At 65.5% G+C, this 12,956-nt stretch carries 14 protein-coding genes; 4 read left to right on the plus strand and 10 right to left on the minus strand.

What is annotated here, in order from left to right; genetic code table 11:
• Window positions 1–20: 20 nt before the first annotated feature.
• From AO057_RS01420 to rfbB, 5 genes are read right to left on the minus strand one after another with little or no spacing between them, the layout of a single operon-like run.
• The gene (locus AO057_RS01420; RefSeq protein WP_057673947.1) at window positions 21–1,448 is read right to left on the minus strand and encodes a mannose-1-phosphate guanylyltransferase/mannose-6-phosphate isomerase; all 1,428 of its coding nucleotides are present in this window, start codon (window positions 1,446–1,448) and stop codon (window positions 21–23) included.
• On the minus strand, window positions 1,445–1,990 hold the full coding sequence (gene rfbC / locus AO057_RS01425; protein ID WP_057673948.1) for a dTDP-4-dehydrorhamnose 3,5-epimerase: 546 nt from the start codon (window positions 1,988–1,990) through the stop codon (window positions 1,445–1,447). The genes AO057_RS01420 and rfbC overlap by 4 nt, the downstream gene beginning before the upstream one ends.
• 16 nt (window positions 1,991–2,006) lie before the next feature.
• Window positions 2,007–2,894 (minus strand): glucose-1-phosphate thymidylyltransferase RfbA, encoded by an 888-nt coding sequence (gene rfbA, locus AO057_RS01430; protein ID WP_057673949.1) that lies wholly within the window; start codon window positions 2,892–2,894, stop codon window positions 2,007–2,009.
• A gap of 20 nt (window positions 2,895–2,914) precedes the next feature.
• The gene (gene rfbD, locus AO057_RS01435; protein WP_057677131.1) at window positions 2,915–3,823 is read right to left on the minus strand and encodes a dTDP-4-dehydrorhamnose reductase; all 909 of its coding nucleotides are present in this window, start codon (window positions 3,821–3,823) and stop codon (window positions 2,915–2,917) included.
• Between the two features lie 8 nt (window positions 3,824–3,831).
• Window positions 3,832–4,887: a dTDP-glucose 4,6-dehydratase gene (gene rfbB, locus AO057_RS01440; RefSeq protein ID WP_057673950.1), complete on the minus strand. Its 1,056-nt coding sequence runs from the start codon at window positions 4,885–4,887 to the stop codon at window positions 3,832–3,834.
• 168 nt (window positions 4,888–5,055) lie between these two features.
• On the opposite strand from rfbB, the gene AO057_RS01445 reads away from it, so the two are divergent.
• The 4 genes from AO057_RS01445 to AO057_RS01460 are packed head-to-tail and all read left to right on the plus strand — an operon-like array spanning window position 5,056 to window position 6,821.
• The gene (locus tag AO057_RS01445; RefSeq protein WP_057673951.1) at window positions 5,056–5,535 is read left to right on the plus strand and encodes a phasin family protein; all 480 of its coding nucleotides are present in this window, start codon (window positions 5,056–5,058) and stop codon (window positions 5,533–5,535) included.
• A complete protein-coding gene (locus AO057_RS01450) occupies window positions 5,535–6,215 on the plus strand; it encodes a TetR/AcrR family transcriptional regulator (protein WP_057673952.1) in 681 nt (226 codons plus the stop codon). The genes AO057_RS01445 and AO057_RS01450 overlap by 1 nt, the downstream gene beginning before the upstream one ends.
• Window positions 6,208–6,462 (plus strand): acyl-CoA-binding protein, encoded by a 255-nt coding sequence (locus tag AO057_RS01455; RefSeq protein WP_057673953.1) that lies wholly within the window; start codon window positions 6,208–6,210, stop codon window positions 6,460–6,462. Before AO057_RS01450 ends, AO057_RS01455 begins: the two co-directional genes overlap by 8 nt.
• Before the next feature lie 32 nt (window positions 6,463–6,494).
• Window positions 6,495–6,821: a DUF1840 domain-containing protein gene (locus AO057_RS01460; RefSeq protein WP_057673954.1), complete on the plus strand. Its 327-nt coding sequence runs from the start codon at window positions 6,495–6,497 to the stop codon at window positions 6,819–6,821.
• Window positions 6,822–6,824: 3 nt separating this feature from the next.
• Here AO057_RS01460 and AO057_RS01465 read toward each other — a convergent pair whose 3' ends face one another.
• From AO057_RS01465 to AO057_RS01485, 5 genes are all read right to left on the minus strand, one after another.
• A complete protein-coding gene (locus AO057_RS01465) occupies window positions 6,825–7,835 on the minus strand; it encodes a Bug family tripartite tricarboxylate transporter substrate binding protein (RefSeq protein ID WP_057673955.1) in 1,011 nt (336 codons plus the stop codon).
• Between the two features lie 204 nt (window positions 7,836–8,039).
• The gene (locus tag AO057_RS17345) at window positions 8,040–9,110 is read right to left on the minus strand and encodes an IS30 family transposase (RefSeq protein ID WP_082605367.1); all 1,071 of its coding nucleotides are present in this window, start codon (window positions 9,108–9,110) and stop codon (window positions 8,040–8,042) included.
• Window positions 9,111–9,704: 594 nt separating this feature from the next.
• Window positions 9,705–10,679 (minus strand): tripartite tricarboxylate transporter substrate-binding protein, encoded by a 975-nt coding sequence (locus AO057_RS01475; protein WP_057673957.1) that lies wholly within the window; start codon window positions 10,677–10,679, stop codon window positions 9,705–9,707.
• 105 nt (window positions 10,680–10,784) lie between these two features.
• On the minus strand, window positions 10,785–12,053 hold the full coding sequence (locus AO057_RS01480) for a phenylacetate--CoA ligase family protein (protein WP_057673958.1): 1,269 nt from the start codon (window positions 12,051–12,053) through the stop codon (window positions 10,785–10,787).
• 11 nt (window positions 12,054–12,064) lie between these two features.
• Entirely contained in the window at window positions 12,065–12,874 is an 810-nt protein-coding gene (locus tag AO057_RS01485; RefSeq protein WP_057673959.1) for an ABC transporter ATP-binding protein, read from the minus strand.
• Between the last annotated feature and the right edge of the window lie 82 nt (window positions 12,875–12,956).

Consider the following 12,956-nt stretch of genomic DNA (forward strand, 5'->3'; position numbering starts at 1 on the left):
CCTTACTTACTGGATTCATTTCACGTCCGGCCATAAGTATCCTCGTAGCGGACGATATCGTCCTCGCCCAGATACGCGCCGCTCTGCACCTCGATGATCTCCAGCGGCTCCTGGCCCGGATTGGCCAGGCGATGCACCTGGCCGATGGGGATGTAGGTGCTCTGGTTCTCCCCCAGCACCATGACCTTGTCGCCGTTGGTCACCTCGGCCGTGCCGCTGACCACCACCCAGTGCTCGGCGCGGTGGTGGTGTTTCTGCAGGGAGAGCGAGGCACCGGGCTTGACCATGATGCGCTTGACCTGGAAGCGCTCGCCCATGTCGATGCTGTCGTACCAGCCCCAGGGGCGCGCCACGCGGCGGTGCTGAACGGCCTGGGTCGCGTCCAGCTTTTCCAGCTTGGCCACCACGTCCTTGACGGCCTCGGCCTGGGACGGATCGGCCACCAGCAAGGCATCTGGGGTATCGATGATCAGCAGGCCCTGGGTGCCCAGGGCCACCACGGGGCGCTGGCCGCCGGCATGGATGTAGGTGTCTTTGGCGCGCAGATGATGGGCATGTTGCACCTCACCTCCCGCGCGATTGCCGTCGGCATCCGGCTCGGCCAGCTGCGCCACGGCGTTCCAGCTGCCTACGTCGCTCCAGACACCGGCAAAGGGGTAGACGCTGACGTTGCCGGCGCGCTCCATCACGGCGTAGTCGATGGACTGGCTGCGACAGCCTGCGAAGACCTGCGCATCGGGGCGCAGGAAGAGGCCGTCGCGCTGTGGCTGCTGCATGGCCCGGCGACAGACATCCAGGATATCCGGCGCGTGGGCCTGGAGCGCCTGCAGCAGGTCCGCCGCACGCATGAGAAAGATGCCGGCATTCCAGAGATACTGGCCGCTGGCGAGGAATTCGAGCGCCTTGTCCTGCGCCGGTTTCTCGACGAAACGGGCTACCTCGAAGCCGGCACCGGCCGCCGCGCCCTTCTGGATGTAGCCGTAGGCCGTACTGGGGAAACTGGGCGACACACCGAAAGTCACCAGCCGGCCGGCCTGCGCCGCAAGTGCCGCACCCTGCACCATGTCGCAGAAGGCCTGGGCATCGGGAATGTGGTGGTCGGCCGGACAGAAGAGCAGCAAGGCATCGGCGGGCGCCGCCAGCGCGGCCAGCGCCATGGCGGCTGCCGTGTTCTTCGCCTGCGGCTCGAGGATCTGGCGCACGGACAGGCCGGCCTGGGCCGCCACGTCGGCCACCAGGAAACGATGCGCCTCGGCGGCCACACAGGTGATGGCTTCGGACTGGCCCTGGGCCAGCGGTGCCACGCGCTCCAGCGTGAGCTGCAACAGCGACTTGTCGCCCAGCAGCGGGATGAACTGCTTGGGAAAGGCCTTGCGCGACAGGGGCCACAGGCGCGTGCCGCTGCCACCGCAGAGGATGACGGGATGGATGACGGACGCCGGACTCATGCGTACACCTCGGCCTGCGCCAGCAGTTGCCCCTGCTGGTCCTTGCCCGACAGCACCGGCGCCCCCTCCAAAGGCCACTGGATACCGATCGCCGGATCATTCCAGGCGATGCAACGCTCCTGTTCCGGGGCGTAGTAATCGGTGGTTTTGTACAGAAAGTCGGCCGATTCGCTGGTGACCAGGAAGCCGTGCGCAAAGCCGGCCGGCACCCACATCTGACGCTGGTTGTCCTCGCTCAACTCGGTACCAACCCAGCGGCCGAAGGTAGGTGAACTCTTGCGCAGATCCACCGCCACGTCGTAGACGCTGCCGCGCACCACGCGTACAAGCTTGCCTTGAGCCTGCTTCAGCTGGTAGTGAAGGCCGCGCAGCACACCCTTGGCGCTGCGGCTGTGGTTGTCCTGCACAAAGTTCACCTTCAGGCCCGTAGCCTCGGCAAAGGCGTTTTCGTTGTAGCTCTCGAAGAAGAAACCGCGCGCATCACCAAACACCTTGGGTTCGATGATCAGGACGTCGGGAATGGCCGTGGGGATGGCTTGCATGGTGCGCACGCCCCGGTCAAACCGGGCGTTTTTCCTTCAGCAGGCGCAACAGGTACTGCCCGTAGCCGTTCTTGGCCAGCGGCTGCGCCAGCTTCTCGAGTTGCTCGTCACCGATCCAGCCGTGTCGCCAGGCGATCTCCTCCGGGCAGGCGATCTTCAGGCCCTGGCGGTGCTCCAGCGTGGCGATGAACTGGCTGGCCTCCAGCAGGCTGTCGTGCGTTCCGGTATCCAGCCAGGCATAACCGCGCCCCATCATCTGCACGCTGAGCTGGCCGCGGTCCAGGTACATCTGGTTCACCGTGGTGATCTCCAGTTCGCCGCGGGCGCTGGGCTTGACGGCCTTGGCGATGTCCACCACCTGCTGGTCGTAGAAATACAGGCCGGTGACGGCGTAGTTGCTCTTCGGGGCCTTGGGCTTTTCCTCGATGCTGCTAGCCTGGCCCTGGGCATCGAAGGCCACCACGCCATAACGCTCGGGGTCGTTCACGTGATAGGCAAAGACGGTGGCACCGCTGGTTTTGGCATCCGCGGCGCCCAGCAGTCCGTAGAAGTCGTGGCCGTAGTAGATGTTGTCGCCCAGCACCAGCGCGCTCGGGCTGTTGCCCACGAAGGACTCACCGATGATGAAGGCCTGCGCCAGCCCGTCCGGGTTGGGCTGCACCGCGTACTGCAGGTTCAGGCCCCACTGGCTGCCGTCGCCCAGCAACTGCTCGAAGCGCGGTGTGTCCTGCGGCGTGCTGATGAGCAGGATGTCGCGCATGCCCGCCAGCATCAGCGTGGTGAGCGGGTAATACACCATGGGTTTGTCGTAGACCGGCAGCAACTGCTTGCTGATGGCCAGGGTGGCCGGGTGCAGCCGGGTGCCGGAGCCGCCGGCCAGGATGATGCCCTTGCGTTGTGTCATGGTCGCTGTCTCGGAGTGTCTCAGAGGGTTTCTGCCAGCAAACGAGCCACCCCGACCTGCCAGTGTGGCAGCGTCAGGCCGAAGGTGTTTTGCAGCAATGTGGTGTCCAAGCGTGAATTGTGCGGCCGTTTGGCCGGCGTCGGGTAGGCCGAGGTCGGGATCGGTTTGACCTGTTCCGGCCTCGCCTTCAGTGCCAGGCCGGCCTCTTGCGCCTGCTGCAGCACGAACCGCGCATAACCGTGCCAGCTGGTCTCGCCGGCCGCCGCGAGGTGGTAGATGCCCGAAGGCGTCAGGTCGTTGCGTCGCATGGGCGGCAACACATGACGGATGGCATGGGCCGTCACATCGGCCAGCAGATCGGCCCCGGTGGGTGCCCCGATCTGGTCATCGATCACCGTGAGCTGCTCACGCTCTGCCGCCAGGCGCAGCATGGTCCGGGCGAAATTGCCGCCGCGCGCACCGTAGACCCAGCTGGTACGAAAAATCAGATGCCGGCAAGCGCTGGCGGCGATCAGCTGTTCGCCTTCAAGCTTGGTGCGGCCGTAGACGCTCAGGGGCGCCGTGGCATCGGTCTCTTTCCAGGGCGCGCTGCCGCTGCCGTCGAACACATAGTCGGTGCTGTAATGGATCAGCCAGGCCCCCAGTTGCCGCGCTTCCTGCGCCAGCACCCCGGGCGCCAGCGCGTTGAGGGTACGCGCCAGCTCCGGCTCGCTCTCGGCCTTGTCGACGGCCGTGTGTGCGGCGGCATTGACGATGACCTGGGGTCGCACGCTGCGCACGGTCTGCGCCAGCCCCGCCAGATCGGCCAGGTCGCCGCACAGGCCGTCGGCCCCCAGCCGGTCCAGCGCCACGACCTCGCCCAGCACGGCCAGGGAACGCTGCAACTCCCAGCCGACCTGGCCGTTCTTGCCGAGCAAAAGGATCTTCATGCCGGACATCAGGCGTACTGCTTGCTGACCCAGTCGCGGTAGGCACCGGACAACACGCGCGCCACCCAGTCCGGATGATCCAGATACCACGCCACGGTCTTGCGGATGCCGGTCTCGAAGGTCTCGGCCGGTTTCCAGCCCAGTTCCTGCTCCAGCTTGCGCGCGTCGATGGCGTAGCGCCGGTCGTGGCCCGGGCGGTCTTTCACGTAGCTGATCTGTTCGCGGTAGCTCTTGCCATCGGCGCGCGGGCGCAGCTCGTCCAGCAGGGCGCACAGGGTCTGCACGATCTCGATGTTGGGCTTCTCGTTCCAGCCCCCCACGTTGTAGACCTCGCCCAGCTGGCCGGCGGCCAGCACGCGGCGGATGGCGCTGCAATGATCACGCACGTAGAGCCAGTCGCGGATCTGCATGCCGTCGCCGTAGACCGGCAGGGGCTTGCCCGCCAGGGCGTTGACGATCATCAGCGGGATGAGCTTCTCGGGGAAGTGGTAGGGGCCGTAGTTGTTGCTGCAGTTGGTGGTGAGCACCGGCAGGCCGTAGGTATGGTGGTAGGCGCGCACCAGGTGGTCGCTGGCCGCCTTGCTGGCGCTGTAGGGGCTGTTGGGCTCGTAGCGGTGCTGTTCGGTGAAGGCCGGCTCCCCGGGAGCCAGCGAACCGTAGACCTCGTCCGTGGACACGTGCAGGAAGCGGAAGGCGGCCTTGCCCGCCTCGTCGAGGCCACCCCACCAGGCCCGCACGGATTCCAGCAGGCGGAAGCTGCCGACGATATTGGTCTGGATGAAGTCTTCCGGGCCGTGGATGGATCGGTCCACGTGCGACTCGGCTGCGAAGTTGATCACGGCACGCGGCCGGTGCTCGGCCAGCAGGCGCGCCACCAGGGCGCTGTCGCCGATATCGCCCTGCACGAAGACGTGGCGCTTGTCGCCCTGCAGCGAGGCCAGGTTTTCCAGGTTGCCAGCGTAGGTCAGCTTGTCGAGGTTGAGTACCGGCTCGTCGGTCTGAGCCAGCCAGTCCAGCACGAAGTTGGCACCGATAAACCCTGCGCCGCCAGTGACAAGAATCATGGAATCCCCTGTGGCCCGGCGGACCCCGTCAGGCCGGCCCCAGGCTTTGTTTGAACCTTCGAGTTTATCGCATGGACACCCCGGAAAAGCCCGCCCCCAGGGCACTGGCGCGCCGGCCCGAGTGGGCGTACAGTCCCGTCCATACCGGCCTTCCAGGAGCAAAGCACCATGAGCAGCAAATCGACCCCGCGCAGTGCCACCCCGTCCTCCGGCGCCGACCCGGTGCGCGACTCGGCCCACCAGATCTGGCTGGCCGGCCTGGGCGCCTTCACCAAGGCCCAGCAGGAAGGCGGCAAGGTTTTCGACGCCCTGGTCCAGGAGGGCCTGACCATGCAGCGCAAGGCGCAGGCCACGGCCGAGGGCAAGCTGGCCGAGGCCAGCCAGAAGGTCAGCAGCCTGGCGCACGAGATCGGCGACCGGGCGACCGGCCAGTGGGACAAGCTCGAAGGCCTGTTCGAGGACCGTGTGGCGCGTGCCCTGCAGCGCCTGGGCATCCCCTCGGCACGCGACGTGCAGTTGCTGAACGCTCGCCTGGCCGAGCTGGAGCGCCTGCTCCAGACCCGTGCCCCCCGCAGCGCCCCAGCCAAAAAAGCGGCGCCCGCCAAGAAGGCGGCACCGCGCAAGGCGGCCCGCAAGACCAAGGGCTGATGGTCAAAAAGGCGCCACGCCGCACCGCCCAGCGCATCCAGGAAGCGGCGCTGGCGCTGTTCAACCGCTACGGCGAACCCAACGTCTCCACCACCCAGATCGCCGGCGAGCTGGGCATCAGTCCGGGCAACCTCTACTACCACTACCCGGCCAAGGACGGCTTGGTCAACACCCTGTTCGAGCAGTACGAGCAGGCCCTGGCCGGCCTGCTGCCGGCTGCCGGGGATGTGCGTGACGTGGAAGGTGCCTGGTTCTTCATGCACAGCCTGTTCGAGCGCATCTGGGACTACCGCTTCCTCTACCGCGACCTCAACCTGCTGCTCAGCCGCAACCGACGGCTCGAAGCAGGCATCCAGCAGGCCCTGCACGACCAGACCGTCGCGCTGAGCACCCTGCTGGCCCGGCTGCAGGGCAGCGGTGTGCTGCAGATCGAGGCCGAGGATGCCGCCGGCCTGGCCACCAGCCAGGTGGTGCTGTTGAGCTACTGGCTGAGTTTCGAGTACGCGCTGGACCCGCGCCACGCACTGGAACCCGAGGGCCTGCAGGCCGCGGTGCTGCGCGGCGCCGGGCATGCGCTCGGTTTGCTGCTACCCTACCTGGTTCCCGCGCAGCAGGCCCATCTGCGGCAGTTGTTGCGCGCTTACCATTCCACCGAGAACCCCGGAGCCTCACATGAGTGACCTGAAAGCCCGTTTCGAAGCCGCCATTGCCGCGTCCAAAGACCTGAGCGAGCGTCCCGACAACATGACCCTGCTCAAGATCTACGCCCTGTACAAGCAGGCCTCCTCGGGCGCCCCCACCGATCCGCGCCCCGGTTTCTCCGACATGGTGGGCCGTGCCAAGTGGGACGCCTGGAACGCCCTCAAGGACAAGAGCCAGGACGAGGCCATGCAGGATTACATAGCCCTGATCGAGTCGCTCAGCTGAGCGCCCGGCACCCGCCCGCACGAGGCACGGCCATGCTCTACAAGTTCAAGTCACGCACCACCGCCGACCTCATCATGCTCGAGCCCAACGGCCGGCGCGTGCTGCAGATCATCGGCAAACCGGTCGAAGAGAAACAGGGCATCCTGCAGCCCCAGGACATGGCGGCGGCCATCGCCGCACTGGAAACCGCCATCACCCAGGAAGAGGCACGGCAGAAGGCTGCGCGGGAAGAGGCCGTGGCACGCGGCGAAGAGCCCGCGAAAGCCGAGGACGTCTCGCTGCGCCAGCGCGCCACCCCCTTCATCGAGATGCTGCGCCGTTGCGAGAAAGCGGAGACCGAGATCGTCTGGGGCGTGTAAGACTCAGTCCACCTTCGCGCCGGAGGCTTTCACGACGGCTGCCCACTTCTTGTGCTCGGCGTCGATGAAGCGGGTGAACTCCTGCGGCGACATGCCGCCGGGGATGGCGCCCTGGGCCTGCAGTTTTTCCTTGATGGCCTGCGTGTTCAGCGACTTGGCCACCTCCTGCTGGATGCGGTTGACGATGTCGGGCGGCGTGCCGGCCGGCGCCAGCAGGCCAAACCAGCTGCTGGCCTCGAAGCCCTTGAGCTTGCCCGCCTCCTCCACCGTCGGGATGTCCGGCAGGGCCGTCGAACGCTGGCCGCTGGTCACGGCAAAGGCCTTGAGCTTGCCCGACTTGATGTGGGGCATGGAAGACGGCAGGTTGTCGAACATCACATCCATGTTGCCGCCCACCATGTCCAGCAGCGCCGGACCGGAGCCGCGATAGGGAATGTGCGTCATGAAGATGCCGGTCATGGACTTGAACAGTTCACCGGCCAGGTGGATGGACGTGCCGTTGCCGCTGGAGGCCATGTTGAGCTTGCCGGGGTTGGCGCGGGCGTACTTGACGAAGTCGGCCACGCTGTTGATGTTCAGCGCGCGGGCCTTGTCGGCGTTCATCACCATCACATTGGGCACGCCAGCCACCAGGGTGATCGGTGCAAAGTCCTTCTGCGGCTCGTAGGGCAGCTTGGCATACAGCGCCTTGTTGATGCCGTGCGTACCCACTGTGCCCATCAGCAGGGTGTAGCCGTCCGCCGGCGACTTGGCCACGATGTCCGCGCCCACATTGCCACCCGCACCGCCGCGGTTGTCCACCACGAAGGGCTGGCCAAAGGCCTTGGTCAGCTCCGGCGCCATGGCGCGCGCCAGGATGTCGGTGGTACCGCCCGGCGCAAAGGGCACGACGATTTTCACCGGCTTGTTGGGCCAGGCATCCTGGGCCAAGGCCATCGGGCTCATCGCCAGCAGGGCGGCGCTGGCAGCCGCGGCAAGAAGGTGGCGACGGTTCGAGGCGAGGATGTTGCGCATGGTGTTATCTCCTGGATTTGATGCGGTCCAGTGTAGGGAGCCTTGGGCTTGCTGTGACCTAGGGTTTGTCTCCGGTCGGGCGGTCTGCTTGTCGCTTTGGCTACTGGCATTGGCTGGCAATTTTGCTTGCGTCGCATTGTCGGGATGTGCCCCCGACAGGGCAGTAACTTTCTTTTGCTTCGCCAAAAGAAAGTCACGGCGGATTCAAATACCAAGTGCAACGATGGGCTGGATATCGACATTCTGCTTGAAGCAATCTTCGAAGAGCACCTCGGCTGGAGTCCTGAACCCAAGGGTCTTGCGAGGGCGGGTATTGAGACTCCAGGCAATGTGATCGAGCTGGCGCTGGCTATAGACGCTCAGATCCGTCCCCTTGGGCAGGTATTGCCTGATCAGCCCATTGGTGTTCTCGTTGATTCCGCGCTGCCAGGGGCTGTGCGGGTCCGCAAAGTAGATCTTCAATCCTGTGCTCTCGGCCAGCTTTTTGTGCAACGCCATCTCCTTGCCCTGGTCGTACGTCAAGGTCTGGCGTAATGCATCGTCCAGAGGGCTGAAGGCCTGTTCGTAGCCGCGCAGGGCTTCTTCTGCCGTGGCACCATCCATCTTCACCAGCATGACGAACAAGGTCTTGCGGCACACCAGGGTGCCCACAGCCGATTGGTTCCTGGAACCCTTGATCAGATCGCCTTCCCAGTGACCCGGTAGTAATCGATCGCTGGCTTCGGGGGGGCGCAGATGAATGCTGACGATGTCCTGTAGGGCGCCGCGCCGCCCAGTGCCTCGTGCCTGGGGACGGCGTGCCCCACGCCCTTGGCGCAGCAGGCTGACCAGCTGTCGACGCAGCTCCCCTCGCGGGGCCGCGTAAATGGCGGTGTAGATCGTCTCGTGGGAAGCTTGCAATTGAGGTTGCCCGGGATGCTCGCGTTTGAGTGTGCCCGCAATCTGTTCAGGCGACCAGCTCTGGCACAGCAGGCCATGAACCCTTTGCCACAAGGCACCGTCCGGATGAAGTTTTCGGGTTGGTCGACAAGCACGACGGAGGCGACGGGCACGCACGCCAGCACGTACTGCGTTGTAGCCGCCCGCAACTCGGGGACGGCCCATAGGCCCTAACTCAGATTCCTGCTTGTAGCCATTTCGCCGCAGTTCGCGACTGATGGTGCTCGGACAACGGCCAAGCGCCCGAGCAATGCCGCGGACGCTGCAATCCTGAAACTTCATGGCCATGATCGCGCCACGTTCCTCGGCGCTCAGGTGGGTGTAGGTGGCTTTCATGCAACGGGCTCCTTCTGGAAGTGTGTTGCACTTCAGCTTTGAATCCGCCCACCAAAGAAAAGGCGAGCCGAAGTCAGGGCCCCTTCGGGGTACCTTGCGCTGCTCGCATCGGTCGGGGTCGGGCTAAACTCGCTGCGCTCAAACAACGCCCGCCCTGATCCGCCCGCTGCTGCGCTGCTCAGCCCTGCCACACGGCATGGGGAACCGGACAGCCGAAAACCCAACAGCCGAACCCCACTAGGACGCGCCTCGGCGCGTCCTAGTTGTTTCTGGTTTTGGTCTCCGGCCCCCCAATTGCCGTGTGAGGAGGCGAGTAGCGCAGGCTAGGGCGGAATAAGAAGTGCAGATGTCTGAGCCCGCAGGGCGAGTTTCTGCACTTCCCGCCCTGGCCGAGCAACGCAGCGTGCCCGTAGCGCAGCGGAGGGACGACGAACCCGGCTCGCCTTCTCTTTGCTTACTTTCTCTTGGCGAAGCAAGAGAAAGTGAGTCGCCCGCCGGGGCGAGACCCGGCTTGCCGCGCCAGCAAAAACGCAGGCAGAAAAAGAAAAAGCCACCCGAAAGTGGCCTTTCAGCAGAAGCGCAGAACGCTGAAGATCAGTCCGCGTAAACCCCAGCCGCCTTCAAAACAGGACTCCACTTGGCAATCTCGGCTGCCACGAACTTCTTGTGCTCCGCCGGTTCGACGCGCTTGTCGTTCACCACCACCGCCCCCAGGCCTTCCTGCTTCTTGATGAAGTCCGGGTCCTTCAGGGCGGCCTTGAGCGCGACGTTGAGCTTGGCCACCACGTCGGCCGGGGTGCCCTTGGGCGCGTACAAACCGTGCCAGATCGTCACTTCAAAACCCTTGAGGCCGGACTCGTTGAGCGTGGGCAGGTCCTTGAGTGCGGGGGTGGTCAGGCGTTTGCTCGTGGTCACGGCATAGGCCTTGACCTTCTTGCCCTCGATCTGGCTGGTGGTATTGGTGGTCTGGTCACACAGCAGGTCGATCTGGCCGCCGATCAGGTCGGTGATGGCCGGTGCCGTGCCCTTGTAGGGTACGGTGGTCATGTCGACCTTCAGCGCGTTCTGGAACATCAGGCCGCACAGGTGCGAGGCTGCGCCGATACCGGCATTGCCCAGGTTGATCTTGCCCTTGTTCTCGTTGATCCAGGCTGTCAGTTCCTTGTAGTTGCTGGCCGGCAGGCTGGGGCGGCCGATCAGGGTCATGGGCACGTCGTTGACCATGCCCACGTACTCGAAGTCGGTCTCGACCTTGAAGGGCAGATTGCGCACCAGGGTCGGCATGGTGGCCATGCCGATGTGGTGCAGCAGCAGGGTGTGGCCGTCGGCCGTGGCCTTGGCCACCTTGTTGGCACCGATGGAACCGCCGGCGCCAGCCGCGTTGTCCACCACGAGGATCACACCACCCAGGGGCTTGCGCATGGCTTCGGCCAGGTCGCGGGCCACGCGGTCGGTCGGACCGCCGGCCGCGAAGGGCACGACGATGGTGATGGGCTTGGGACCGGGAAAGGATTGGGCCTGGGCCGCCATAGCGGTCACGGCAGCAGCAAGCAGTAGCAGACGTTTCATGAGGGTTCCTCCAGAGGATGGAATCGAGTCTAATCCCGCCGGTCTCGCCTGCCAGAGCGGAAAATACTTAGTCAGCAACCAAGGCCCCGCCCAGACAGTGGCTGCTCACTTGTAACTGCGCGCGTCCTCGATCACCTTGCCGTCATTGGGCAAGGTGCCGGGCAGTACCAACTCCACCTCGCCGCGCAGTTTGGTCACGTCGCGCACGGTCTCGGCAATGCGCAGCGCCAGTTCGCCCGGCCCGCTGCAGGCGGTCTCCACCTTGAGCGTCATGGTGTCCTGGGCCATCTCGCCGGCCACCACCAGGCGCGCGCGCACCACCTCCGGATAGCGCTTGACGATCTCGGCAATCTGGCCTGGGTGCACGAACATGCCGCGCACCTTGGTGGTCTGGTCGGCCCGCCCCAGCCAGCCCTTGATGCGGGTATTGGTACGCCCCGTCGGGCAGGCACCGCCCAGGATGGCCGAGAGATCGCCGGTGCCGAAGCGGATCAGCGGGTAGTCGGGGTTGAGCACCGTGACCACCACTTCACCCACCTCGCCCTCAAGCACCGGGTCGCCGGTGCCGGGGCGCACGATCTCCAGCAGAATGCCCTCGTCCAGCACCAGGCCCTGACGCGCCTGGGTTTCATAGGCGATCAGGCCGGCATCGGCCGTGGCGTAGCACTGGTAGGCGGTGATGCCGCGCTCGAGCAGCCAGTCGCGCAGGCTGGGCGGAAAGGCCTCGCCGCTGACCAGGGCCTTGTTGAAGGACAGCTTCAGACCCGCCTCCTGCGCCTTCTCGACCAGGATCTTGAGGAAGCTGGGCGTGCCCGCATAGGCCCCCGGCCGCAGGTCGGCGATGGCCGACAGCTGCTGTTCGGTATTGCCCGTGCCGCCGGGAAACACGGTGCAGCCCAGGGCCTGGGCGCCGGCCTCCATGATCCAGGCACCGGGCGTGAGGTGGTAACTGAAGCAGTTGTGCACCAGGTCGCCGGCCTCGAAGCCCGCTGCCGCAAAAGCGCGCGCACTGCGCCAATAATCGGCCGCATGGCCCTCGGGCTCGTAGATCGGGCCGGGCGACTGGTAAACGCGCCGCGCCCCCGTGCCGCGCAGCAGGCCACGCCAGCCGATGGCAGAGAAACCGCCAAAAGGATCACTGGCATCCCGCGCACGGGCCGCCTGCTGGCGCTCCTGCAATTCGTGCTTGCGCGTCACCGGCAGCTGGGCCAGCGCCGCACGCGTGGTGACGGCAGCGGCATCCACACCGCGAAGGATCTCGGCAAAAGCCGGGGCCGAACGCTGGGCCTGCGCCACATGGCCCGGCAGCGCGGCCAGCAACGCGGCCTCGCGCTGCGCGGGGTCACGCGTCTCCAGCGCGTCGTAATGTTTCATGTCCACGCCCCCTATGCCAACCAACGCTTGCGGCGTTTATAACTTTTCACGTCGCGGAAACTCTTGCGTTCGCCGCCGCCCATGCCGAGGTAGAACTCCTTCACGTCCTCGTTGCTGGCCAGGTCGCTGGCGACGCCGTCCATCACGATGCGACCCGACTCCATGATGTAGCCGTAGTCCGAATACTTCAGCGCCATATTGGTGTTCTGCTCGGCCAGCAGGAAGGTCACGCCTTCCTTCTGGTTCAGGTCCTTGACGATCTCGAACACCTCTTCCACGATCTGCGGTGCCAGGCCCATCGAGGGCTCGTCCAGCAGCACCATGCTGGGGTTGGCCATGAGCGCACGGCCGATGGCGCACATCTGCTGCTCGCCACCCGAGGTGTAGGCGGCCTGCGAGGTACGGCGTGTCTTCAGGCGCGGGAAGTAGGCGTAGACCTTCTCCAGCCCGGCGGCCACCTCGGCCTTGCCCTTGCGCGTGTAGGCGCCGGTGAGCAGGTTCTCCTCGATCGTCAGGTGGGCGAAGCAGTGCCGCCCCTCCATCACCTGCACCACACCGCGGCGCACCAGATCGGAAGGCGTCAGGTTCTCGATGCGCTCGCCGCGCAGCTCGATCGAACCCTTGGTCACCTCGCCGCGCTCGCCCTTGAGCAGGTTGGAGATGGCGCGCAGCGTCGTCGTCTTGCCCGCGCCATTGCCCCCCAGCAGCGCCACGATGCCCTTCTCGGGCACCTGCAGCGACACCCCCTTGAGCACGAGGATCACGTGGTTGTAGATGACCTCGATGCCGTTGACGTTCAGAACAATGTTCGGTTTGTCCATGTCTTGCTTTCTTGACCAATCGAAAGACCCGCGTCAGCGGCCCTTTCGATTGGCGGCTCCAGGGGGAGCCGCTGCCCCCCCC

Origin of the sequence: Curvibacter sp. PAE-UM, assembly GCF_001432305.1 — a bacterium.
Classification (GTDB): domain Bacteria; phylum Pseudomonadota; class Gammaproteobacteria; order Burkholderiales; family Burkholderiaceae_C; genus Hylemonella.

Excerpts from the sequence above, each read along its gene's own strand:
- AO057_RS01420 (WP_057673947.1), bottom strand. The coding sequence starts at position 1,448 with ATGAGTCCGGCGTCCGTCATCCATCCCGTCATCCTCTGCGGTGGCAGC.
- rfbC (WP_057673948.1), bottom strand. The coding sequence starts at position 1,990 with ATGCAAGCCATCCCCACGGCCATTCCCGACGTCCTGATCATCGAACCC.
- rfbA (WP_057673949.1), bottom strand. The coding sequence starts at position 2,894 with ATGACACAACGCAAGGGCATCATCCTGGCCGGCGGCTCCGGCACCCGG.
- rfbD (WP_057677131.1), bottom strand. The coding sequence starts at position 3,823 with ATGAAGATCCTTTTGCTCGGCAAGAACGGCCAGGTCGGCTGGGAGTTG.
- rfbB (WP_057673950.1), bottom strand. The coding sequence starts at position 4,887 with ATGATTCTTGTCACTGGCGGCGCAGGGTTTATCGGTGCCAACTTCGTG.
- AO057_RS01445 (WP_057673951.1), top strand. The coding sequence starts at position 5,056 with ATGAGCAGCAAATCGACCCCGCGCAGTGCCACCCCGTCCTCCGGCGCC.
- AO057_RS01450 (WP_057673952.1), top strand. The coding sequence starts at position 5,535 with ATGGTCAAAAAGGCGCCACGCCGCACCGCCCAGCGCATCCAGGAAGCG.
- AO057_RS01455 (WP_057673953.1), top strand. The coding sequence starts at position 6,208 with ATGAGTGACCTGAAAGCCCGTTTCGAAGCCGCCATTGCCGCGTCCAAA.
- AO057_RS01460 (WP_057673954.1), top strand. The coding sequence starts at position 6,495 with ATGCTCTACAAGTTCAAGTCACGCACCACCGCCGACCTCATCATGCTC.
- AO057_RS01465 (WP_057673955.1), bottom strand. The coding sequence starts at position 7,835 with ATGCGCAACATCCTCGCCTCGAACCGTCGCCACCTTCTTGCCGCGGCT.
- AO057_RS17345 (WP_082605367.1), bottom strand. The coding sequence starts at position 9,110 with ATGAAAGCCACCTACACCCACCTGAGCGCCGAGGAACGTGGCGCGATC.
- AO057_RS01475 (WP_057673957.1), bottom strand. The coding sequence starts at position 10,679 with ATGAAACGTCTGCTACTGCTTGCTGCTGCCGTGACCGCTATGGCGGCC.
- AO057_RS01480 (WP_057673958.1), bottom strand. The coding sequence starts at position 12,053 with ATGAAACATTACGACGCGCTGGAGACGCGTGACCCCGCGCAGCGCGAG.
- AO057_RS01485 (WP_057673959.1), bottom strand. The coding sequence starts at position 12,874 with ATGGACAAACCGAACATTGTTCTGAACGTCAACGGCATCGAGGTCATC.